Raw genomic sequence first — 23,250 nt, 5'->3', positions numbered from 1 at the left:
AATTATTATCCCTAAAAGAGTTTAAATGAACAACTGGATCAAGCGGAATAGTGAGCATCTTATTGTCGCTGCAATATTTTTGGTAATGACATTTGCCTATTTCTTTAACCCGATAATGCAGGGCAAGATATTGTACCAGGGCGATGTTTTGCAGGCACAGGCCATGCAAAAAGAGATAATGGATGTGAAGGAAGCCACCGGCCGCGCCCCCTTGTGGACAAACCAGATGTTTGGCGGTATGCCAAGCTACCAGATATGGGCTAAGTATGGGAAAAACCTTACTACCTACGTTATCGACGTCTTGAAAACGGTTTTCCCTAATCCGGTTGATACTATATTGCTGTACCTGTTTGGGGCTTACCTGTTGTTTTGCACGTTAAAGTTAAACAGTTGGCTGGCAGCGGCAGGTGCGGTAGCGTTTGCTTTTTCATCCTATAACTTTATTTATATAGATGCCGGGCATGCCAACCAGGCTTACGCCATAGCGTTCTTTGCGCCCATAGTTGCCGGAATCATTATGACGCTTAGAGGCCAGTATATCACCGGCGGAGCGTTAACCGCGTTCTTTTTAGCAATGGAAATAAGGTCGAACCACGTGCAAATGACCTTTTACCTGCTACTGGCAATCATCATACTGGTATGTATCGAGCTTTACCACGCCATAAAGGCAAAACAAACCCAGCCTTTCTTTAAGTCGGTTGCATATTTGTTTGCCGCTACTATTTTGGCAGTAATTGTAAATGCCGGGTCGTTGTGGACAACCTACGAATATAGCCACTACACCATACGCGGTAAACCAAACTTAAAAAGCGAAAAAGGTGCCACAAGTTCGGGCCTTGATAAAGAGTATGCTTACAACTGGAGCCAGGGCGTAGCCGAGTGTTTTACCTTTTTTATACCAAACGCTTATGGTGGCGGCAGTGCTACGCCTGCTGCTGAAAATTCAGAAACTGTAAAACTGCTTACCGGTAAAAATGTAGATCCTGCTCAGGCGGAGCAATTTGTTGGGCAGCGTATGTATTGGGGTAATAAACCGGGTACATCGGGCCCCTGGTATTTTGGTGCTATTGTGTTCTTCTTATTTGTTTTGGGCTTAATAATAGTTAAGCACAGGATAAAATGGTGGCTGCTTTCGGCGGTGCTGTTAAGCGTCTTCCTTTCGTTTGGCAAAAATTTGCCTTTCCTGTCAGACATCTTCTTTAACTATTTCCCGCTGTATAATAAGTTCAGGGCCGTAGAGTCAATTTTGGTCATCGCTTCGTTGTGTTTTCCTATATTGGGCTTTTTGGCGCTTAACGAAGTGTTTGTAAACCGCGATAAACCATACATTTTTAAAAAGGTTAAGCTGGCATTTTACATTACAGGCGGTTTAACCTTACTGATGATAGCGTTACCGGGCTTGTTCCTAAGCTTTAAAACTGCCGATCATCAAACCTTTATTTCCGGGCTTACCCAGGCGTTTCAGGGTAACGCTACCATGGCCAACCAGGTGGCCAACGCCCTGGTTCAGGATCGCCAGGCTTTAGAACGTGCCGATGCCATACGCACCCTGATATTTATAGCGCTGGCCTTTGGCTTGCTTTATATCGTTATCAAACAAAAAATAAGCACAACCTTTGCCGCCCTTGCTTTTATGGGTATTATACTGGTTGATATGTGGAGCGTGGATAAACGTTACTTAAAGGACGATAATTTTATTCCGAAAGAAGAATTAGGACGGGCCTATACACCACGCGAAGTAGATGAATTTATTATGCGCGATAAGGATCCTGATTTTAGGGTGATGGATCTGAGCCTGCCAGATCCTTTTCACGATTCGCGCTCATCATACTTTTATAAAACGGTAGGTGGTTTCCACTCGGCCAGGTTAAGGCGTTTTGACGAACTGGTGGAAAATCAGTTCACCAAAAGCATAAACGAGGATGTACTGGACATGCTGAATACCAAATACATCATCACCGCCGACCCGAAAACAGGTATGGCAAGCATGCATGCTAATGCTACCGCATGCGGCCATGCATGGTTTGTAAAAAGTGTTAAGTATGTAAAGGATGCCGACGAGGAAATGCTGGCCATCAGCAGCTTTAACCCAAAGGAAGAAGCTATGATAGACCAGAAATACAAAAGCACGGTTGAAGCAAAACCGATAGGTATCGACCCTAATGCTACCATTACCTTAACCAGTTATACCCCCGAGCATTTAACATACCAAACAGGTTCAACCGCCAACCAGGTTGCAATATTTTCAGAGATCTATTATGATAAGGGCTGGAAAATGCTGATAGATGGTGTTGAGCAGCCATACTATCGCGCCAATTACCTGCTGCGTGCCGCAACAATTCCGTTGGGTAACCATAAGGTTGAATTTATTTTCCACCCTACCTCATACTACGCCGGAGAAAACATTTCGTTAGCCGGTTCAATTATACTGGTACTGGCTTTGGCTGGCGCGGTGTATGCCGAACGCAAAAAGAAAAAACCGGAAGCTAAAAAAGTATAAGGTTTGTGTTGATATTATTTGAAGAGCGATGGGGGAACCTATCGCTCTTTTTGTTTGTGCGTAATCGGTTAATCGTTCGTCCTCCTATTCATCAACCAATACCACCCCAAATTAAAGGCGATAACCGCATGGTTAAACAAGGTGGGGATCAGCCCGTAATGGCGTTTCATAATATCAAATCGCTCAAGCAAGCTTTGTTTGTGTTTAGCTTTTGACATGCCGCCCACCAAATATTTAGCCACATAACCGTCAACCCTAACGATCTTCGAAGCTTTTTTAGCAGCGCGTATAATCCAGTCGATATCAGCACTGAGCTGGTACCGGCGGTCGTAAGGCTCAACCAGCGAACGTCTGATGTAAATAGCCTGGTGGCTTAGGCTCATGCCATATTTAAAACTGCGCCAGGTAAATTTTGGGGGGACTTTGTGGCGGCGGCGGCCAAGGCTTTCGCGGGTATCGTTCACCATTTCGGTTTCGCCGTAATAAATGTCCGCATCGGGTGCCGTAGCAAATACCTTGGCAACAGTATCAGATGCGTAAAATTCATCGCCCGAGTTCATGAATATCACATAATCGCCAGTGGCGAGGGCCAGGCCTTTGTTCATGGCATCATAAATGCCTTTATCCTTTTCGCTGACGAAGGTGGCAATGCTGTTTTCGTAACGTTTAATAATGTCCAGTGTGCCGTCAGTTGATGCGCCGTCGACCACGATATATTCAATACCGCGATAGGTTTGGTTCAATACCGAAAGCATGGTGCGCTCAATATCACGCGCATTATTATAAACTATCGTGATGACGGATAATACTGGATTCATACGCTCACCCGGTTTAAAACTGACCGATAAAGGTCAATATATTGCCCGGCTACCTTTTCATTATTAAACATCTGCTCCACTTTAGTACGGGCAATAGCGGCATATTTATTATGGTTTTCTACATTTAACACGTTATTTATACCCTCGGCAAGGTCTGCCGATGATTTAAACTCCGCCAGGTACCCGTTCACTTTATGGTCTATTAGATCAGGGATGCCGCCGGTATTAAAGGCCGCTACAGGTGTACCACAACTCATAGCTTCCATGATCATATTGGGCAGGTTATCTTCTACAGACGGCGATACAAAGACATCGGCCATACTGTATATTTCGGCCAGATCAGCCGGGGACGTTATCGTATTTAACTGGTGCACCGGGAAAGGCAGCACACTGGTATCAAAATGCTTATTCTTGCCAAATATTACTATTTTTATTGGCGTGTCGCCCGCATAGTTGTCCTTTAAAATTTGCAGGGCTTCTACCAGGTAAGTTATGCCTTTGCGCCTGTCGTTGATATTGGCAGCGCCAAACAAAATTACTTTAGCCGATGGATCAACTCCCCATTTCGCGCGCATTGCGGCTTTATTCTTTGGCGAAAACAGCATCGTATCAATAGGGTTTGGTATAGCTTGAATGCTGAAGTTCTGCAACAGCGTACTTTGTTTGGCTACCCCCGCCAGCCAGTTGCTGCAAGTTACAACCGACAGGTTTTTGGCGAAGCTAAGCATATCTTTTTTGCGCAGCCATCCATCATGCGATAGGTCATCATCTTCCGGGTCGCGTAAAAAATAGCAATTGCCGCACTGGTTTTTAAAGTGATTACAAGGCCCCGAATAATGACAACCGCCAGTAAATGCCCACATATCGTGCAGCGTCCAAACAATTGGCTTATTAAGGGCAATGAGCTTTTTTATATCCGCGATAGACAGGAACCCCGAGTTGGTCCAGTGCAGGTGGATGATATCCGCCTGTTGTATCACTTCAAGTTTACTAATATCTGTGCCTGCGTTCGCTGTCGAAAATGCAAACCGTACCGACGGGTCGCGTTCGCGAAAAAGCATAAATGGGATACGTTCCCTGAGAAAGTTTATTTTCGACCTCAGCCTGCCAAACATGCCCTGGTCAACGCTGTGAACCGCGGGAACATTGCGTTTTTTATGCTCAACAACCATAGTTACATCTACAGCCTGCAATTGCAGGGCCTTTAACAGGCGCATACAAGCTTCAGCGGCACCGCCGCCGGCATCAGATGTATTTATGAGGGCAACCTTCATTCAGCAGATTTGATTTATCGGGGCAAGTATAATGATACTAAAATTAAAAATTTTACTTTTGAATACTTCATTTGCATCAATCAATGGGGTTTAACAGCAAACGCGCACCAGGCATGAACTTTTTCGCTTATTTATTCCAGGATTGGAACGCCAACCGGGGCAATATAAAAGGGCGATTGGTGTTGTTTTTATTCCGTTCCGTACAAGTTGTAAACCGCCATATGCTGCTAAAAATACTTTTTTGCTGGCACCTAATGCTTTACCGCTTGTTAGTAGAATGGCATTTGGGTATCGAACTGCCCCGAAAGCTTACAGCCGGCAAAGGACTTATAATTTATCACGGGCAGGCTTTAGTGGTTAACCAGGGCGTGATCATCGGCGATAACTGCGTACTGCGTAACAGCGTTACTATTGGCCACAAAAAGCTGGCCGACGGCACTTTTACCGCTTGTCCGCGTTTAGGCAACAACGTTGATGTAGGGGCAAACGTTTGTATCATTGGCGATGTAACAATAGGCAACAACGTAATAATTGGCGCAGGGGCCGTGGTGGTTAAAGATATACCCGATAACAGCATAGCGGTAGGCAACCCGGCACGCATATTAGAACAGAAAATCGAAGCCCATATTTAATATTTTAATGGAGAATAATTTAACCGACCGTTCCTTCTGGAAATCGTTTTGGGAATCGCGTAAGGGGCTGATATTTAAATTAAAGCCTAATTATGTTTTTGGAGATATACTGGCAAAAATAATTGCCGAAAAAGGCGTGAAGAATGCTATAGAGCTGGGTGGCTTCCCGGGATATTATTCTATCTACCTAAAAAAGTATCAGCACCTTAAAACTACCTTATTGGATTATTTTATTCACCCCGCATTGGTTAATAAACTGCTTGCAGCCAATGATTTGCAGCCGGGGGATATAAATATCGTAGAAGCCGACCTGTTTACTTATCAGCCCGCCGAAAAGTTTGATATGGTACTTTCCTTTGGCTTGATAGAGCATTTTAACGATACAAAATTCATCATTAACGAACACCTTAAGTTTCTAAAGCCCGGCGGCACATTATTCATCACTTTGCCAAATTTTAAGAGCGTTAACGGCTGGGTACAAAAGAATTTTGATAAGGACAATTACGATAAGCACAACATCAACAGTATGGACCTTAACCTGCTGCGCGATAGTTGTAAGGCGTTGGGTTTAAAGGATATAGAAACCTACTACCACGGCAAATTTACCGTGTGGCTCGAGAATAAATCGGAGCAAAAGGCGATTTCAAAAGGCATTGTAAAGGCTATTTGGGTAGCCGGAAAGATATTTACCAAGCTTATCCCTGTTGATAGTAAAGCCCTGTCGCCATATATTGTGGTGAAGGCGACGATGTAAAACAAAAAAACCCTACATTTTTGCAGGGTTTTTTAATAATATTCTGTAGAAATTATACAATATAATTCCATCCGTGGGTGTCTTCGGCCCGGCCGTATTTAATGGCATCAAGCGTGGCCAGCACCTTTTGCGAGAACTGGCGGGTAGCCGGGTCGCTCAGGAAGTATTCTTCGCCATCAACGCTGATAGAACCAACGGGAGCTATGGTAGCGGCAGTACCGGCGCCAAAGGCATCAGTTAGTTTGCCGTTTTTAGCACCTTCAATTAATTCGGCAACAGAAACCTTGCGCTCCTCAACCGGGATACCCCAGTCTTTAGCCAGGGCGATAACCGTATCGCGGGTTACACCATCAAGTATGGTATCTTTTGCTTCGGCGGTCACCAGTTTTCCATCTAAAAGAAACATGGCATTAGCCGCACCCATTTCTTCAACATATTTATGCTCTTTGGCATCTGTCCATATTAACTGATCGAAACCTTCTTGTGCGGCTTTACGGGCAGGCAGCATAGCCGAACCATAATTGCCGGCCGCCTTTGCAAAGCCCATACCACCTTCGGCGGCGCGGGTGTAATGCGTTTCAATTTTTACCCTCAGGGTTTTAGAAAAATACGGGCCGGTTGGGCCGATTATAACGATAAACTTATAGGTAGCCGATGGATTTACGCCCAAAAACGGATCAGTAGCGAACATAAACGGACGGATATACAAAGCGTGATCAGCCTTTGCCGGTATCCATTCTCGGTCAAGATCAACCAAAGCAGCTATACTTTGTATAAACACCTCTTCGGGCAGGGTAGGCATACACAGGCGCTCTGCCGATTTGTTAAAACGGATCGCGTTCTTATCGGGCCTGAAGATAGAAACCGTGCCATCGGCATGTTTATAGGCTTTAATGCCTTCAAAAAACGATTGACCATAGTGCAGCGCCGATATTGCCGGGCTCATCAAAATAGGGCCGTAGGGCAGTATTTCAAAGTTCTTCCACTCTCCGTCAGTATAGTCGGCCACAAACATGTGGTCGCTAAAAACCTTGCCAAAGGGCAGGTTGCTAAAATCCGTTTCGGCAAGGCGCGAATGTGCGGTCCTGGTTATTTTTATGTCCAATGTTTCGGTCATGGTAGTATAGATATAATTCAGAAAATGGCAAGGTAGCAAATTTTAGGCCTAACTGCCAATTTATTAGCTAAGTATTACAGTTCGCTAACAACCTTTTCAACCCAGGCCCTGCCCCAGTTTTCCAGTTGGTCCACGTTCCATAACGAGGGATAAAAAATACGGCGCTGAAAACGCGGAGGCAGGTACTTTTGCCAGTTGGTGCCGCCCGTTGCTTTGATATCTTCGGGGTCGCGGTTTAAGTAACGCACAGCCGATTTATAATGGCACAACGGCCAGTTAACATTTACATTTACATCCAGCTGCCTTAGCTCGTCTTCTAAGGCGTTTGTACTTTCACCTTTATATTTCAGCTGCTGCAGCAGCGCGTTAAAGTTAGTATCCACAACATTTTTAGCCAGTTCGATAAACGTTTTGGCGTATTTATGTTCGAACTGTTTTAGGGTAAGCGTTTTTTTACCTGTTGATAGTTCGGTGGCGCCGTATTTCCAGTATATCTGCTCAAATTGCTCTTCGACCGGGGCGCTGCGCAGGGCTTCGCGGTGGTCGGGGGCTATCAGGTTAATAAAATCGGTAGCATATATCTCAATCATACGGTACTGCCCGCTCTGAAAACCGCTTGCCGGCAGCAAACTCATCCGGAACTGCAAAAACTGCTCTTTGTCCATGCCATCCACCATGATCTCGAACGAATTTGTAAGGGCTTCAAAGTAGCGGTTTATGCGTTTTAAACGGGCAGTAAAAAATTGCGCGGTGAGGTTTTCAGCACCTGATAACTGTTTGCACTCGTGCAGTACAAGCTTAAAATACAGCTCGGTTATCTGGTGGTACATGATGAATATCTCTTCGTCCGGGAACTGCGTTTTAGGGCTTTGCAGGCTCAAAAGCGTATCCAGGTGAATGTAATCCCAATAGGTTAAAAAATCGGCATGCAGCAAGCCGTCCAGGTACGACGTCATGTCTTGTCCCATGGCGTTGTATTTTTCCTGCAGCAGGGTAAGCCGTTGTTCAATTTCGGGTGAGATACTCATAAGGCAAAGATACGAGATTTTAGATTTCAGATGTACGATTTTAGATTGGCTGCCTCCCGTTAATAATTCGAAATTGAACACCTGAAATCCAAATTAATCAATATATTTGCTTCATACAACAAGGCAATGGTGTTCTGCCTATTTGAACCGCTGCAAAGCTGATGACGCCTGCTCAAATGGATTTTTTATTTATTTGCATGTAGGTTATGTTCAAAAATATCTTTTCAAAACAATTCGCGCTGTTAAAATACCTTATCCGCTGGACGTTGATCAGCATACCCGTAGCAGTTGCTGTTGGCAGCATGGTAGCACTTTTTCTGTGGCTGCTTACCGCGGCTATACACTTCAGGTTTGGGCATACCTGGCTGCTATATTTTTTGCCTGTGGCAGGTGTTGCTATCCACCTGTTGTATAAATTTTACGGCCAAAGCGCCGAGCGCGGCAACAATCTTATAATCGATGAAATTCACCAGCCCGGTGCGGGGGTGCCCAAACGCATGGCGCCGCTGATATTGGTTACTACGGTCATCACACATTTATTTGGTGGCTCGGCCGGCCGCGAAGGCACGGCCGTGCAAATTGGCGGTAGCCTGGCCAACTTGTTTGGCAGCTGGCTTAAGCTAAGCCCCGGTGATAAAAAGCTGATACTTACCGCGGGTGTGGCGGCGGGCTTTGGCGCTGTTTTTGGTACACCCTTAACCGGTACTATCTTCGCGCTGGAGGTTATTGCCATTGGCCGTATTCAGTATAATGCGTTATTGCCCTGTCTTATTGCCGGCCTGGCAGGCGATCTTACGGTATCAGCGTGGGGCGTGCACCATACATTATATCATGTAGATATAGTTAACATCAGCCAGGAACTGTACGGCCGCCATTTAACAGTTAGCTTGTGGCTGCTTGCCAAAGTAGTAGTAGCCTCGGCTTTATTCGGGTTGGTAAGCTATGCTTTTGCTAAAGCGGTACATGTTGTAAAAAAATTTGGGCTAAAGTGGATAAAGCTCACCTGGCTTATCCCTGTTATCGGCGGCCTCATAATCATTGGTTTAACCCTGGCTATAGGCAAGCCGGATTATTTAAGCCTTGGCGTTGATGCGGAATACCCGGGGGCTGTAACCGTTGTATCGGCATTTGAACACGGCGGGGCCCATGCCTTAAGCTGGTTATGGAAACTAATATATACCGCCATTACCTTAGGCACCGGTTTTAAAGGAGGCGAGGTAACACCGCTGTTTTATATTGGTGCAACCCTGGGCAATACACTGGCAGAAATAATGAACGCCCCGGTGGGCCTTTTTGCCGCCCTGGGCTTTATAGCGGTATTTGCCGGGGCAACTAACACGCCCCTGGCCTGCACCTTAATGGGAATTGAATTGTTTGGCGGCCACTATGCGTTGTTTTTTGCAGTGGCATGTTTTACCGCGTACTTTTTTAGCGGCGAAAAGGGCATATATTCCGCTCAGCGGACAGAAATACCTAAGGTGCCGGGTGATAACCTAAACCCCGATGCGGGGAGATATCTGAAACGCATGTTTTCGAAGTATAGGGTATAGCAACAAGTATTATTAGCTGAAAACATATTTGCAGATGATTGTTTAATAAGTACACCAAGCACTTATAACATGAAAATTAGCAAGATACTTATTGGTATTGATGACAGCAAGTTTGCAGAATATGCGGCATCATACGGCTTTGACATTGCACAAACCTTTAATGCTCATGTAGGGCTGGTGCACATTGTAGAACCGGCAATTATTCCTGAAAGCAATACCGATACGGTTTTGGGCATGCCGTTGCAAACGCCCGATTATAATGAAATGAATATTCTGGATATACAGAAAGACCAGGCAGAAAGTGTTATTGAAAGAACTATAAAAAAATATGCCAGGGGTTTGCAGGTTACCCACTTCAACGAATACGGATCGACCGCCGACGGTATTTTAAGCTGCAGTAAAGAGTTTAATGCCGACCTGATTGTAATTGGCACACACAATCGCACCGGGATAGACAGGCTGCTGATGGGTAGCGTTGCTGAAAGCGTAGTAAGAAACTCGCATGTGCCGGTATTGGTGGTGCCGCTGGTAGACGAGGGGGAATAAGTTGATGGTCCTTGGTCGATAGTTCATAGTCGTCAATGGTCAATACCTTGCTATGGTCAATGGACTATCAACCATCGACTACCTAATATAGCAGCCTGAATTTTATAGTTTGCTCAATGGCTTTCAACTCGTTTAGTACATGGGTATCATAGCCGGCGTCAACATCAGTAATTACATACCCAATTTGCGGGTTGGTAACCAAAAATTCGCCAACAATGTTAATGTTATGGTTGGCAAAAACTTCGTTTATCTGCGCCAGTATACCCGGTACGTTTTTGTGAATGTGTATTAGGCGGTGGGCGTTGTTAATACGCGGCGGCTGTAAATCGGGGAAGTTACAGCTCATGTGAGTTTTGCCTTCGTTCATAAAAGCAATTACGCGGCGTGGTATAAAGTCGGCATTACGTGGGTTTGCTTTAGGGTCGTCAAAAATAATGATCCCTTTTTCGCACGCGGCCTCGGCCAGTTTGCGGTTAACACGGCCAAAACAACCAATCACTTTTAAACGGCCCGCATTCACAAGCTGTTCGGGTTTAGGCAAGCCGGCCTCGTCGCAAAATAAAACCCCGGCCTCTTCCAAATACTTTTCTTCAATGCTGTCGCGGTGTCGCAGGTTGTAGCCCTCGCGTTTCATTTGTGATAAAGCTTCTTCGTTTACCTGCCCCACTATCAAACATTTTATCCGGTTTTTGGGGTATGATATTGCCCTTGGCAGTTTATTGATGTATAAAAACTCATCAAAGCTCGGTGTTATATGGTCGGCCTTTTCTGCTACGGATTTGCGTTCGATGTTTTCAGTAAAGGCAAAGAATTTCTTGATCATGCCCGATTCCTTTAGTTGGAAATCGGAATAACCGTCGCCAATGCCGAATATCTCGCCGGGCAGGTTCAGCTCTTTTAACAGTTTAACCTTACCGCCCTCTTGCGATAAAGGGTTCTCACGATCGTAACCTACAATGTTCCCCTCGTCATCAAACACAAAGGTGTTAGCGTAAATATTTTCCTTTTTTATATGATATTCGGTAACTACGGGGATAATAAATTCTTTAAAGCCACCGGATACGATCAGCACTTCATCCTGGTGGTTTTTAAAGAATACCGTATTACGCGAAAATGAGCGCGATACTTTTTTCTTTAAATGAGTTATCAGCATTTTCAGATGGCCGCGGTTAGCACAAAGCAGCTGAACGCGGCGTTCCAAACTTTCTGTGAATGACAAGCGCCCTTCCATCGAAGCGTTTGTAAGGTCTTCTATTTTCTTATAGATGGTTTCCCTGTCGGGATGATTTTTTAAAGATATGCGGGCTAACTCGTCTAACGCCTCCACCTGTGTAAAGGTGCTGTCGAAATCTATTATAAAATACTGATCCATTTGGGGTATGAGATGCTGAATTGCAAATGTGCAAATTTTTTGCGTATGTGCCGAAATGGATGTGTAATATGAACACTTTTGATATCAGTGAAACGTCGAACATCAAATGAATGAGAACTTCGACGTTTGGATATTCAAAATTCGTTATTCTACATTAATCCTTTTTACTTTCTTAGGATAATAGCAGGCCTATAACAAAAAAGAGGGGCCGCACCCCCCGTGCAGCACCCTCTTAAAACTAAATAAAAGAAACTTTATTTGGTTGTATTGGCAGCCATTGCTAATTTATTAGTAGCAATAAGGTTGTTTATCATTTTTGAATTGAAAGAGATTTCCTGTTTTAATGCACCTATACTGCTTTTGATGTACATTAATGATTTTAAGCCTTTAATGCCTTTCATCAGACCGGCGCTTTTGATCTCGCCCGGCAGCGTGATCAGGTCTTTTGAAGATTTAAGCAGGTTTGAACCCATCGATAGACACAATTTCGAGAAATTCATTAACTGATCGGGCGATAATGGCTTAACCTCGGTTGTAGGCAGGCCGTCGATGGTTTGTCCGGTTACGCTGGCATACATTTGTGGTATAAGTTGCCTGTTTTCTTTTAACTGAGTCAACATTGTTGTAACCATACCGGCCAGCGCATCTACACCCGCAATGCCGGCATCTTTTGGGGCTTTTAGCGCGTCGGCTTTAGCCAGCACTTTTTGAAACTCTTCTGACTTTAGCATTGCTACCAGTTCGGCGCGCTGCGCTTTCAATTCATCAATAGTTAAAGCCTTGGTTTCTTTAACCTCTCCGGGGTTTTCAGTTACGGTTTCGTCTTGCGCTTTTGCAGCAAAGCAAAGTGTCAATGCAAATACAGCGCTTAGTAATAACTTCTTCATAATATTTAGTGTTTAGTTTATGAATGTAAAGTTCAGGCAATCAATATTTTGCGGCAATCCCTGCGTATAGGTATATTTATATGCGTGATAATACGTATATCATAATTGAAAGGTGTAACACCTGATAAGTGTAGGGCGGGTTGTTTGGCGATGGTTAAACCTTTGCACAACGCCCGTATTTATTTATATTTATGGCAAATTGTTACCCTTAAATTAAACTGTTTGAAAAAATATTTACTCGTCCTGTTCCCCGCCATTTTGTTACTGGTCAGCTCATGTAAAAAAGACCCGATCGATTTTACAGGCTATGAGGCTAATGGCAATTCTGAAACCGATAAGTTTGCTGATAGCTATATGCCTACCTCGAAGGGCACCAGCTGGACCTATGTAAGCGACCCGGGTAATGGCGTTAAAACTAACTCGGAAATCCATATGACAGGCGTGATAACGCCGTTAGATGGCGTTAACTATTTTGAGGTAAAAAGCGCCACCACAGGCCGTGCCGAAGAAACCGCTTATTACTATGTTGACGACCACAATTACAAAATCAAAGGGGCAACGATAGAGAGCGGCACTGTTGTAGAGTTCCATTACCTGGATGCCAGTTTGCCTGTGGAGGGCGAATGGACCGCCAAAATGAGCCCGAACGGATATATTAATGGCGTGCCGGCGCGTACTAAAGGGAAGATCATAGAAAAAGATGTGACTAAAGTGGTACTTGGCAAAACGTATAAAAACGTTGTGCATACACAAGTTATCATTCAGTACGATCTGGGTGCCGGATTTGAAGATTTTGGAACTTATGATTATTATTTGGCCAAAGGTGTTGGCCTGATAGAAACGGATACCAACTTTTTCGGTCTGGTAGCTACATCAAAGTTGTTAAACTACAGTATTAAATAAATTCCTGTAATGTAAGCAAAAGGCCTTTGATATTTTCAAAGGCCTTTTGTTATTTAAAGGAACTTGTCTTTGACACAAGCTATTTTGTAATTTTTTTAATTTTAGATTAAACATGGCATGGTGGTTGCACTGTAGTAGTAAATAAATAATAGAAACTACTATGGAAACTACCACAGAAAAATCAATTGAAGTTTTAAACGACCTGATAGAAATTAATAACGACCGCATAGACGGGTTTGACCGCGCTGCTAAGGAATTAGACGGGAGCGACAGCGACCTGAAAGGAATTTTTGAGCAGTTTGCAAGTGATAGCCGCCGCAATGTACAAGAGTTAAGCGCTGCAGTGGGCCAGGCCGGGGGCGAGGTTGAAACCGGTAACAGTGCAACCGGAACCATACACCGCGCATGGCTTGATGTTAAAGCGACATTTAGCGGCCACGACCGTAAAAGTATATTGGAAGAATGTGAACGTGGCGAGGATGCTATTAAAAAAGCGTACCGCGATGCTTTATCACCTGATAACGGCCTGTCATTACAACACAGCCAGATAGTTGCACAACAGCAGCAATTGATAAACCAGGGACACGATACCATCAAAGCCCTTAGAGACAGCCAGGTTTAAGCCTGGATAAATTCATTTTTTTAAAGCCGTTTAGCGAAAGCTGGGCGGCTTTTTAATGTTTATGACATTACTTAACCTTAATAATGGAACTAAATAGCCTTTAAAATCGTATATTTGTAATCATTATAAATAGTAAATCTACGTTAATTAAATTTTTGTGATCATATTAATTTTCTTCCTTGGGCACTGGTTTTTATCACTGTTCTTCCAAACTTTTTTTCTGCACAGGTACGCTTCACACAAAATGTTTACCACCAATAAATTTTTTGAGCGCACCTTTCATGTTATGACCTTCCTTTTCCAGGGATCTTCGTACCTAAACCCGCGTGCCTATGCTATTATGCATCGCGAACACCATGCTTACAGCGATACCGAGAAGGATCCGCACTCGCCGCATTTTTTTAAGGATGTTTTCCAAATGATGTATTATACTGCTGTGAGCTACCGTAAACACGAAAAGAAACTTAAAGAGCCCGAAGAACGCTTTAAAGGGAACTATCCGGAGTGGAAGTTTTTAGATTATATTGGCTCGTCCATTGTATCGCGCATAATATTCGGTTTGTTTTATATCGCTTTTTATGTAGTATTTGCTACACAGTGGTGGATGTACCTGCTGATACCTATTCACTTTATCATGGGGCCCTTACACGGCGCTATTGTAAACTGGTGCGGCCACAAGTATGGTTATTCAAATTTTGATAATAACGATAAATCAAAAAATACAACCCCGTTTGACTTTCTGATGCTTGGCGAGTTGTTCCAGAACAATCACCACAAGCGGCCTAACAGCGCCAATTTCGGTGCCAGGTGGTTCGAGATTGATCCGGTTTACCCCATCATGAAACTGATGCACTGGGCCCGCATCATCAGGCTGAGGAAAGCCTATTTATAAAAGTAAAAAGCTTAAAGCAGAGAAAGCAAAAAGCAATATCCTTTGATATTGCTTTTCGCTTTTTTAATAAAGCAATTTTTGCTTTGGCCTTTCTGCTTTCCGCTCTGTTGCCCTTTCCCCCTAATAACGCTATCTTTGCCGTTCGTAAAATTCTATCGATGAAAGTATCAGTATTAGCACAAAATTTACACGGTTCGGAGATCATTAAAATAGCCGGCGAAATAAACGAATTAAAAAAACAGGGACAAAACATTGCCAACCTAACCATTGGCGATTTTGATGCTGATATTTATCCCATACCAACCGAACTTAAAGATGGTATTGTAGACGCGTATAACCGCAACCAAACCAACTATCCACCTGCCGATGGCATGCTTAGCCTGCGCGAAAGCGTTTCGGCTTTCCTGAAAAGCAGGATGGGTTTGGAGTATGCCGCTAACCAGATACTGATTTCAGGCGGCTCGCGCCCGCTTATATATTCTACTTACCTGGCGCTGGTTGATCCGGGCGATAAGGTAGTTTTCCCTACACCCTCATGGAACAATAACCACTATTGCGACCTGACCGGTGCCGAAGCTATTTTGGTAGAAACCCGCGCCGAAAATAATTTTATGCCTACGGCAGCCGAAATCGCCCCGCATTTAAAAGGCGCTACCCTGCTGGCCTTATGCTCGCCGCTAAACCCAACGGGTACCATGTTTGGTAAAAAGGACCTGGAAGAGATATGCGACCTGGTGATTGCCGAAAACGAAAGCCGTGGCGCGGATGAAAAACCTTTGTATTTATTATACGATCAGATCTATTCGCAGCTTACCTTTGGCGAATGCAAACATTACGACCCGGTAACCTTGCGCCCCGAACTGAAGGACTACACCGTATTTATTGATGGCGGATCGAAATGTTTTGCGGCTACCGGCGTACGTGTGGGCTGGGGTTTTGGCCCGGCGGAAATAATTACCAATATGAAAGCCATAGTTGGGCACATGGGCGCATGGTCGCCTAAGGCTGAGCAGGTGGCCATGGCCGAATACCTGAAGAACGACGGCTATGTTAATGCATACCTTGATAAGCTAAAAGGTGATATCCAGGCCAGCTTAAGCACCCTGCACGAAGGCTTTCAGCAATTGAAGGCTGAAGGGTTCAATGTAGATTCGATTGAGCCGATGGGCGCCATTTATTTAACCGTGAGGGTTGATTATACCGGCAAAACCACGCCCGAAGGCAAAGTGCTTGCAAACAGCGCCGATGTGAATTTTTACCTTATAAAAGAAGCAGGCGTTGCCTTTGTGCCGTTCTCGGCTTTTGGTACCGGCGAAGAGATAACCTGGTTCAGGGCATCGGTAGGGGCAAGTACCCTGGCCGAAATACAGCAAATGATACCACGTATCCGCGAAGCGCTTGCAAAATTGAAATAGATAAAAAAGTAGAGACGCGAAACTTCGCGTCTCTTTTTGCATTTATAATATACATATGGCCTACGGAACCCTGTTTTTGATACCTGTACCGCTTGCAGACGAAGCCGCGGCCCAATCTTTTACGCCTTACCTGGTAGAAGCCATTAATAGTTTAAAAGAATATATTGTAGAGAATGAGAAGACCGCCCGCCGGTTCTTAAAGCTGGCCGGGTTAAAAACCCCGCAAAGCGAACTGGTTATCCACGACTACGGAAAACATAACCGCGGTGCCGGGTTAAAGGAATTTTTTAAAGGATTGGTTGCCGGGAATGATGTCGGCCTCATGAGCGAAGCAGGCTGTCCCGGTATAGCTGACCCCGGCGCAGATATTGTTGCCGAAGCGCACCGTAAAGGTATAAAAGTGGTGCCACTGGTGGGGCCAAGCTCTATTTTATTGGCGCTGATGGCATCAGGATTTAACGGGCAAAGCTTCACCTTTCATGGTTACTTGCCTATAGATAAAATGGAGCGCGGTAAACGCATAAAAGAACTGGAAAGCCTTGCGGAGAAAAACAAGCAAACCCAGCTGTTTATCGAAACGCCTTTTCGTAACGATAGCATGCTGCAGGAAATATTGAAAAGCTGTAAACCAAACACAAGGCTTTGTATTGCCTGCGATATTACCGCCCCAACAGAATTTATCAAAACCATGCCTATAGCCGAATGGCAAAAGCAGGTGCCTGATCTGCGGAAGCGGCCAGCCATATTTTTATTATTCCATGCGTAAATGAAATGATAAGCGTGCCCCAACATACCAGCATACTGATAGTTGGCGCCGGGCCGTCGGGGTTGATGATGGCCGCGCAATTACTTCGCAACGGTGTGCAGCCCGTGATTATCGATATCAAGCAAGGCCCCACTAATCAATCTAAAGCGCTGGCTGTGCAGGCCCGTTCGCTTGAGATCTATCGGCAACTGGGCATAGTAGATAAGATCATTAGCGAAGGTAAACAGGCGGGCGGCCTGGCTTTTAATATGGGTGGCGAGCAACTCGTGTCGATATCATTAAAAGACATGGGCGAACCTCAAACGCTGTTCCCTTTTATACACCTATATCCACAAAGCAAGAACGAACGCGCGCTGCTGGAATACTTAACCGCAGCATGCTGCCCCGTTTATTGGGAAACGACACTAACCAGCCTAACGCGGAATAATAATACGCTGCAAGTTGGTTTGCAAAATGGCGATACTACCTTCCAACTCTCCTGCGATTACATTATAGGTGCCGATGGCGCGCATAGTGTGGTTCGCAAGCAACTGGGCATTCCTTTTACCGGGGATACTTACCAGCATAAATTTTACCTTGCAGATATTGAACTGGCAAGCGCCATGGATGGCAGGCAGGTGAACCTTTTTATAGGCAAGTCCGGCTTCGCGGGTTTCTTCCCCATGCCGAAAGAGCGCTCTTTTCGGGTAGTTGCCAGTTTACCTGACGGACTGGAGGACAGGGAGGATCTGCAATTGGACGATGTGCTGCCTGAATTAGAGCGTATTACCCGGGCCGCTATAGAGGTTGAGCATGTTAACTGGTTTACCACCTACAAGTTACATCACCGCATGGCCGAAAAATTTAGCGATGGCCGCTGCTTTTTAATTGGAGACGCCGCGCATATCCATTCGCCGGTAGGCGGGCAGGGCATGAATACGGGTTTACAGGACGCGTATAACCTTGGCTGGAAACTGGCCGCGGTTGTTAATGGTCAGATAAAAGAGGATATACTGGGCAGCTATGCTGCCGAACGCATGCCGGTTGCTAAAGATCTGCTTAATACTACCGACCGTATGTTTAATGTCATTACCTCGCGCAGCTGGTTTAGCCGGTTGTTAAAAAGATACGTTATACCAAACGCCCTAAAGCTGGTGTGGAAAAACGAAAGCATGCGCGGATACTTTTTTAAACAGGTATCGCAAACTGGCATTAGCTATCGCGACAGCAAAATAAACCTTCAATTAGGGCATTCGGGTAAAATAAAGGCCGGGGACCGCCTGCCATACCTGGAGATATATGATGAGAAGAAAAAAGCTAAAACCGATATACATGCCTGGTGCAACAAGCCGGGGTTTACCCTTATTACACTTGGCGAAATAAAAGAAAGCTTCCTGTTTACCCTGGCCAAATGGATTACGCAGGATTACAACGGCAATATTAATTTCTTCCACTTGCCGCCATCAGAAAATAACCAGCATATTTTTGATGTGTTTGAGGTGAAAACCGGTACCCGCAAGGCACTCATCATTCGGCCGGATATCCACATTGGCTATATAAACGATGCCGTAGATATCGAAATGATGAATAACTACCTGCGCAACATAGTGGGCGTTATTGGTTAATTAGCCGTGTATGGTTTCGCCTTTGCCATAATTTTGAATTACCTGCGCTTCATAGGCTAAAAACGCCGCCCAGCGGGCATCCACATCAATTTCAACAGCATGTTTTTTAGCAAGGCGTAAAAACATGGCGTAATGTGTAGCCTCGCTTATCATCAGTTCGTGGTAAAACTCGGATAACTCCTTGTCATTTATGTTTTCAGACAGCACTTTAAAACGCTCGCAGCTGCGTGCCTCAATCATTGCCGAAAATAGCAGCCTGTCTATCAGTTGCGCTTCGCGGCCGCCACCTACGATAATAAATTTTCTAAGCTCGTTCACATAATTATCCCTGCGCTCCCTGCCCAGCGTAAAGCCGCGCTGCAGTAATATTTCGTGTACGCGTTTAAAGTGGTCCATTTCTTCCTGGGCAAGGGCTATCATTTCCTGCACCATATCGCTCAGGTTTGGGTTTTGCACAATAAGCGTGATGGCATTGGTTGCCGCTTTCTGTTCGCAATAAGCATGATCGGTTAAAAGCTCTTCAATATTGCTTTCTACCACATTTTTAACCCACAACGGGTCGGTTGGTAACTGAAGTTTAAGGATCGTTTTCTCACTCACGGGTACAAAGATAGGTGATGAGGCTGAAAGCAGAAAGGGTAAAGCAGAAGCTTAATCTTCGGGAATAAAAGCCGGGTTGTTGCTTAGACTGCGCGCATGGTGATGAATGGAAAGGATATTTATCCGCTTATCAGGAACTATATCGTAAATAATCCGATAATTTTTAAATATGAGTTCACGCGTTAGTTCATCATCGAATTTTTCAAACCTGCGCCCCAATAATGGATTTAATTTAAGTTTGGTTATAGCTAAGCGGATTTCCTTTATTTCTTTTTTTGCATAGAACAAAGAATCTCGCCGGATGAAATTATAAATAGCGCGCAGATCTCGCCGGGAAATATCGGAGTAAGTAATCGTTAGTCCCACTTCTCAATCTCAGCATCTAATTCTTCTTCAGTTAAGAATTCTCCAGTTTCAATCTGTTTTCGGGCAATCTCAATTTTTTGCAATATGATTATTTGTTCTATCAAATCATCAACCGAAAACGTATCCGGCATGTGGTCAACAAGCTCTTTTACCTTATCCTTAGTTAGCATACTCATTCCTTTTTATAAATATACAAAATTACCTGTACAAGCTTTTGCTCTCTATAAATTTTAAAACAGCATCAGGTACAAAATATTGCACATTCTTTTTCTCGGCTATAGATTTACGGATGAAGGTTGCCGACAGTTCCATCAAGGGGGTCATGGTTATAGTTACCGAAGGATGCGATGCAAATTCGGCATTTTCATACCCCGGGCGCGGGTACACAAATATTTGATAATCGCGCAGTATTACCTTATAATTTTTCCATTTATGTATAGTAGCCAGGTTGTCTGAACCCATTATAAGGGCAAACTCGTGCTGCGGGTACTTTTCTTTTAAATGTGTAAGTGTGTCAATAGTGTATGATGGCTGCGGTAACCTGAGTTCGACATCGCTAACTTTAATGTTGGTTGCATTATCCGTGGCCAGTTTAGCCATCTCCAGCCTGTCGTAAGTGTTTATCAGGTCGCCATATTTTTTAAGGGGGTTTTGCGGCGATACCACCAGCCATACCTTATCAAGCGCAGTGTGGTTTGCCATATAATTGGCGATAATTAAATGCCCTATGTGTATAGGATTAAACGAACCGAATAGTAAACCTATCTTCATGTTTGTTGATGGTTAATCGTTCATGGATCATAGCGAACGGATATTAGCTAATATAGTTGTAAGTTCTTTTCTCATTATCAAGATGGCTGTTAACAGCTATGAACAATCAACCATTGCCTATGAACCAATAAAATTGGTTACCAACTCTTTAGCCTCTTTGCAAGCTGTTTCAAGATCGTAATTTTTCAGGATAACATCAAACTGCGGGGCATAATTCAGCTCCTTTTCAGCTTTTGCGAAGCGTTCCTGCAGTTTTTCGGGGCTATCGGTCCCGCGGCCGGTCAAGCGCTCTATCAAAACTTCAAGTGATGGCGGCTGAACAAATACAGCCAGCGCCTGGTCTTCATACTTGCGCTTCAGGTGCATACCCCCTTCTACGTCTATATCGAAAATTACCGTTTTTCCTTTTGCCCAAATGCGTTCTATTTCGGTACGCAGGGTGCCGTAAAAAGTGCCTGAGTAAACTTCTTCAAACTCAACAAATTGCTTTTTGGCTATCCGGTGTAAAAACTCTTCCTTGCTAATAAAATAATAATCCCTGCCGTGTACCTCTTCGCCACGTGCTGGCCTGGTAGTAGCAGAAATGGAAAACTCCAGGTCGGGTATCTGACTGAGCAGGTGATGTACGATGGTGGTTTTTCCTGCACCCGATGGGGCCGAGAATATAACAAGTTTACCTTCTTTCATTTTGTTGGAAAGTGGAAGGTTACAAAGTTTAAATGTTGTAAGCTGATTGAGTTTAACCTTCCAACCGTATACAACACTCCGACCTTACAACATCTTACAACACATTTAGTAATTGTTCCTTAATTTTTTCAAGTTCTTCTTTCATACCCACCACAAGTTTTTGCATGTTGGCGTCGTTAGCTTTTGAGCCGAGGGTGTTTATCTCGCGACCTATCTCCTGTGAAATGAAACCCAGTTTTTTACCGTTCGCGTCGGCGTTTTTCAGCGTTTCTATAAAATATTCGCAATGCGCTTTCAGGCGTATCTTCTCTTCCGTTATGTCCAGCTTGTCAATGTAATATATCAGTTCTTGCTCAAAGCGGTTTTTGTCGATACTATCGGCACCCACGGCGTCGCTTAAAAACTGGTTTAAACGCTCGCGGATTACGGGGACGCGTTTAGGTTCTTCAACTTCAACCAGTTCCAGGTTTTTAAGGATGATGCCAATACGCATCTTAATGTCCTGTTCTAAAACCTTACCCTCGTCTGCCCTAAACTGCTGAAAAGCGGCCATCGCCTGCTGAAAGGTTTTTTCAACCAGTTTCCACTCATCGTCAGATACGGTATCTTCTTCGTATTTAACCACCTCGGGCAAACCTAAGGCTAACTGCAGCAGGTTGCCGCCCGGCTCGTTAAGTTCGTCGCTTACGCTTTTCAGCTGGTTGTAATAATGTTTAAGCAAATCGCGGTCTATGCCGGCTGCCTTTACGTTGGCGTTTGCCTGTTCTACGTTGATAGAAAGATTTACCTTACCACGTTCTATCTGCTTGCTGCAATCGTTACGCAGCTGAAATTCTTTCTCAGAAAATATTTTTGGTAATCGCAGGGAAAGCTCAAGAAACTTACTGTTCAGGGATTTGATCTCGACGGTATACTTTATTCTGCCGGAGTCAAAACTGGCAATTCCATACCCTGTCATGGATTTTATCATGTGCAAAGATATGTTTTTAGTCCGAAAGTTGGAAGAAGTCGGAAGTCCGCAGTGCGGAAGTCCTGAGGTATGAAGAGATGGATGTGGGCAAAGATCAGCACGATAGTCGCCTTTCGGACCTTCGGACTGCGGACTAACCCCAACTTTAACATTTTTTCACATTTTAACAGCTATACATTTTATAAGTTTACCGCGTTTAATATAAATGCCCTTGAAGTTTATTATACCCTTTTTAATCAGCCTGCTTTGTTTTGTATTTTGTGCATCTGCGCAGCAGGTGATCATAAAGGGGGCTATTTACAAGCGCATTTCATCCGAGCGGCTCGCCGATGTATTTATTACCAACCTGCGCACCAAGGGCGTTGCCATTGGCGACCAGCTTGGCGGCTTTAGCATCAGCGCCAATGTTGGCGATACGCTACTGTTCACCAAAAGGGGTTACACACAGCAAAAGCAGGAAGCTACCAATTACGGAATGGTGGTTTATATGCAGCCTGAGGTGCAGCTGAACGAGGTACGTATTGTAGGGCAAACAAAAAGGCAGGAACTTAGTGAAATATTAGACGATTACCGCAGCAAGGGCCTGTACTTTGATGGTAAGCCACCGGCTACTATTTTTTTACCTATAGGCGGTTCGCCGCTTACCGGCCTGCGCGAATTGTTTAGCAAGGATGCCCGTAATATGCGCCGCTTTGCCGCCTTTACCAAAAAGGAACTGGAAGCTACCGAAGTGGATAAAAGGTATAACAGGCCCTTTGTAATGCGTGCCACAGGCCTTACAGATGCCGACAGCACAACAGTGACCAGATTTATGGAATACTATCGCCCGTCATTTGAAGACCTAAAAGTTTGGGGCGATTACGACCTGATCAAAAAAATAAAAACCCAGTACGAATACTTCAAGAAAAACGGCGACCGGCCTACTTTGCAGAAGTTATATTGAGAGATTGGAGGCGGGAGATTAGAGATTGGTAAAGTTATGCCTTACTTTTTAGATAATTTATGTAGCCATTGATCATTTTAGAACACTCTTCGCATTGAGCCTTTAATTCTTCAAAAATTTGGTTATTAATTAACTTATTATCTAAGGCTATTATAAGATGATCTATAGTTTCTGAGGCCGACCCTCGGGCAGTTATTAGAAATTTTGATGCATCGAGATAATGAAAGCGGCCA

General features: G+C 44.3%; 24 protein-coding genes, 1 pseudogene and 1 riboswitch. Of the genes and pseudogenes, 12 read left to right on the top strand and 13 right to left on the bottom strand.

Annotation, left to right across the window (positions count from 1 at the left end; translation table 11 throughout):
* Positions 1–25 precede the first annotated feature (25 nt).
* The gene (locus tag HDC91_RS11515; protein WP_183552204.1) at positions 26–2,500 is read left to right on the top strand and encodes a YfhO family protein; all 2,475 of its coding nucleotides are present in this window, start codon (positions 26–28) and stop codon (positions 2,498–2,500) included.
* A 68-nt stretch (positions 2,501–2,568) separates the two neighbouring features.
* Here HDC91_RS11515 and HDC91_RS11510 read toward each other — a convergent pair whose 3' ends face one another.
* The gene (locus HDC91_RS11510; RefSeq protein WP_183552201.1) at positions 2,569–3,318 is read right to left on the bottom strand and encodes a glycosyltransferase family 2 protein; all 750 of its coding nucleotides are present in this window, start codon (positions 3,316–3,318) and stop codon (positions 2,569–2,571) included.
* Entirely contained in the window at positions 3,315–4,592 is a 1,278-nt protein-coding gene (locus tag HDC91_RS11505; protein ID WP_183552198.1) for a glycosyltransferase family 4 protein, read from the bottom strand. The genes HDC91_RS11510 and HDC91_RS11505 overlap by 4 nt, the downstream gene beginning before the upstream one ends.
* Before the next feature lie 113 nt (positions 4,593–4,705).
* Here HDC91_RS11505 and HDC91_RS11500 point away from each other — a divergent pair, with 113 nt between their 5' ends.
* Entirely contained in the window at positions 4,706–5,224 is a 519-nt protein-coding gene (locus HDC91_RS11500; protein ID WP_183552195.1) for a serine acetyltransferase, read from the top strand.
* Positions 5,225–5,231: 7 nt separating this feature from the next.
* Entirely contained in the window at positions 5,232–5,978 is a 747-nt protein-coding gene (locus HDC91_RS11495) for a bifunctional 2-polyprenyl-6-hydroxyphenol methylase/3-demethylubiquinol 3-O-methyltransferase UbiG (RefSeq protein WP_183552192.1), read from the top strand.
* Between the two features lie 52 nt (positions 5,979–6,030).
* Here HDC91_RS11495 and HDC91_RS11490 read toward each other — a convergent pair whose 3' ends face one another.
* Positions 6,031–7,095, bottom strand: a complete 1,065-nt coding sequence (locus HDC91_RS11490; RefSeq protein ID WP_183552190.1) for a branched-chain amino acid aminotransferase — start codon at positions 7,093–7,095, stop codon at positions 6,031–6,033.
* Positions 7,096–7,169: 74 nt separating this feature from the next.
* A complete protein-coding gene (locus tag HDC91_RS11485; protein ID WP_183552187.1) occupies positions 7,170–8,123 on the bottom strand; it encodes a tryptophan 2,3-dioxygenase family protein in 954 nt (317 codons plus the stop codon).
* A 113-nt stretch (positions 8,124–8,236) separates the two neighbouring features.
* A riboswitch (Fluoride riboswitch) is annotated at positions 8,237–8,301 on the top strand.
* A gap of 28 nt (positions 8,302–8,329) precedes the next feature.
* On the opposite strand from HDC91_RS11485, the gene HDC91_RS11480 reads away from it, so the two are divergent.
* The gene (locus HDC91_RS11480; protein ID WP_183552184.1) at positions 8,330–9,673 is read left to right on the top strand and encodes a voltage-gated chloride channel family protein; all 1,344 of its coding nucleotides are present in this window, start codon (positions 8,330–8,332) and stop codon (positions 9,671–9,673) included.
* Between the two features lie 69 nt (positions 9,674–9,742).
* Complete coding sequence (locus HDC91_RS11475) at positions 9,743–10,219, top strand: universal stress protein (protein WP_183552181.1); 477 nt, start codon at positions 9,743–9,745, stop codon at positions 10,217–10,219.
* Between the two features lie 82 nt (positions 10,220–10,301).
* Here the strand turns inward: HDC91_RS11475 and HDC91_RS11470 are convergent, their stop codons facing one another.
* Both HDC91_RS11470 and HDC91_RS11465 read right to left on the bottom strand, forming a co-directional pair.
* Entirely contained in the window at positions 10,302–11,591 is a 1,290-nt protein-coding gene (locus HDC91_RS11470; protein ID WP_183552178.1) for an HAD-IB family phosphatase, read from the bottom strand.
* A 254-nt stretch (positions 11,592–11,845) separates the two neighbouring features.
* Positions 11,846–12,478, bottom strand: coding sequence for a hypothetical protein (locus HDC91_RS11465; RefSeq protein WP_183552175.1), 633 nt, complete (start codon positions 12,476–12,478; stop codon positions 11,846–11,848).
* Between the two features lie 222 nt (positions 12,479–12,700).
* Between HDC91_RS11465 and HDC91_RS11460 the strand changes: the two genes are divergently transcribed.
* The 6 genes from HDC91_RS11460 to HDC91_RS11435 all read left to right on the top strand — a co-directional run bounded on the left by HDC91_RS11460 (position 12,701) and on the right by HDC91_RS11435 (position 18,680).
* Positions 12,701–13,381, top strand: coding sequence for a hypothetical protein (locus HDC91_RS11460; RefSeq protein ID WP_183552172.1), 681 nt, complete (start codon positions 12,701–12,703; stop codon positions 13,379–13,381).
* A 160-nt stretch (positions 13,382–13,541) separates the two neighbouring features.
* Positions 13,542–14,003, top strand: a complete 462-nt coding sequence (locus tag HDC91_RS11455; RefSeq protein ID WP_183552169.1) for a PA2169 family four-helix-bundle protein — start codon at positions 13,542–13,544, stop codon at positions 14,001–14,003.
* 157 nt (positions 14,004–14,160) lie between these two features.
* Positions 14,161–14,895: an acyl-CoA desaturase gene (locus HDC91_RS11450; protein ID WP_162429596.1), complete on the top strand. Its 735-nt coding sequence runs from the start codon at positions 14,161–14,163 to the stop codon at positions 14,893–14,895.
* 158 nt (positions 14,896–15,053) lie between these two features.
* Entirely contained in the window at positions 15,054–16,310 is a 1,257-nt protein-coding gene (locus HDC91_RS11445) for a pyridoxal phosphate-dependent aminotransferase (RefSeq protein ID WP_183552167.1), read from the top strand.
* Positions 16,311–16,365: 55 nt separating this feature from the next.
* On the top strand, positions 16,366–17,076 hold the full coding sequence (locus tag HDC91_RS11440; RefSeq protein ID WP_183552164.1) for an SAM-dependent methyltransferase: 711 nt from the start codon (positions 16,366–16,368) through the stop codon (positions 17,074–17,076).
* A gap of 5 nt (positions 17,077–17,081) precedes the next feature.
* Complete coding sequence (locus HDC91_RS11435; RefSeq protein WP_183552161.1) at positions 17,082–18,680, top strand: FAD-dependent monooxygenase; 1,599 nt, start codon at positions 17,082–17,084, stop codon at positions 18,678–18,680.
* Here HDC91_RS11435 and HDC91_RS11430 read toward each other — a convergent pair whose 3' ends face one another.
* The 6 genes from HDC91_RS11430 to HDC91_RS11405 form a co-directional block, all read right to left on the bottom strand.
* The gene (locus tag HDC91_RS11430; RefSeq protein WP_202925366.1) at positions 18,681–19,280 is read right to left on the bottom strand and encodes a tRNA-(ms[2]io[6]A)-hydroxylase; all 600 of its coding nucleotides are present in this window, start codon (positions 19,278–19,280) and stop codon (positions 18,681–18,683) included.
* 51 nt (positions 19,281–19,331) lie between these two features.
* Positions 19,332–19,646: a type II toxin-antitoxin system RelE/ParE family toxin gene (locus tag HDC91_RS11425; protein ID WP_183552158.1), complete on the bottom strand. Its 315-nt coding sequence runs from the start codon at positions 19,644–19,646 to the stop codon at positions 19,332–19,334.
* Positions 19,637–19,816: a hypothetical protein gene (locus HDC91_RS11420; protein ID WP_183552155.1), complete on the bottom strand. Its 180-nt coding sequence runs from the start codon at positions 19,814–19,816 to the stop codon at positions 19,637–19,639. The genes HDC91_RS11425 and HDC91_RS11420 overlap by 10 nt, the downstream gene beginning before the upstream one ends.
* 28 nt (positions 19,817–19,844) lie before the next feature.
* On the bottom strand, positions 19,845–20,417 hold the full coding sequence (nadD, locus tag HDC91_RS11415; protein ID WP_183552152.1) for a nicotinate (nicotinamide) nucleotide adenylyltransferase: 573 nt from the start codon (positions 20,415–20,417) through the stop codon (positions 19,845–19,847).
* Positions 20,418–20,534: 117 nt separating this feature from the next.
* Positions 20,535–21,104: a guanylate kinase gene (gene gmk, locus HDC91_RS11410; protein ID WP_183552149.1), complete on the bottom strand. Its 570-nt coding sequence runs from the start codon at positions 21,102–21,104 to the stop codon at positions 20,535–20,537.
* Positions 21,105–21,198: 94 nt separating this feature from the next.
* Positions 21,199–22,074, bottom strand: a complete 876-nt coding sequence (locus HDC91_RS11405; RefSeq protein ID WP_255476709.1) for a YicC/YloC family endoribonuclease — start codon at positions 22,072–22,074, stop codon at positions 21,199–21,201.
* A 205-nt stretch (positions 22,075–22,279) separates the two neighbouring features.
* Between HDC91_RS11405 and HDC91_RS11400 the strand changes: the two genes are divergently transcribed.
* Positions 22,280–23,017, top strand: a complete 738-nt coding sequence (locus tag HDC91_RS11400; protein ID WP_221262171.1) for a hypothetical protein — start codon at positions 22,280–22,282, stop codon at positions 23,015–23,017.
* Positions 23,018–23,051: 34 nt separating this feature from the next.
* Here the strand turns inward: HDC91_RS11400 and HDC91_RS20170 are convergent.
* Positions 23,052–23,243: pseudogene (locus tag HDC91_RS20170) on the bottom strand (four helix bundle protein); the annotation flags it as partial.
* Positions 23,244–23,250 lie beyond the last annotated feature (7 nt).

This window comes from Mucilaginibacter sp. AK015, from assembly GCF_014200785.1.
GTDB lineage: Bacteria > Bacteroidota > Bacteroidia > Sphingobacteriales > Sphingobacteriaceae > Mucilaginibacter.
The sequence above is the reverse complement of the archived record's forward strand: the minus strand, read 5'-3'. Positions and strand labels throughout refer to the sequence as shown.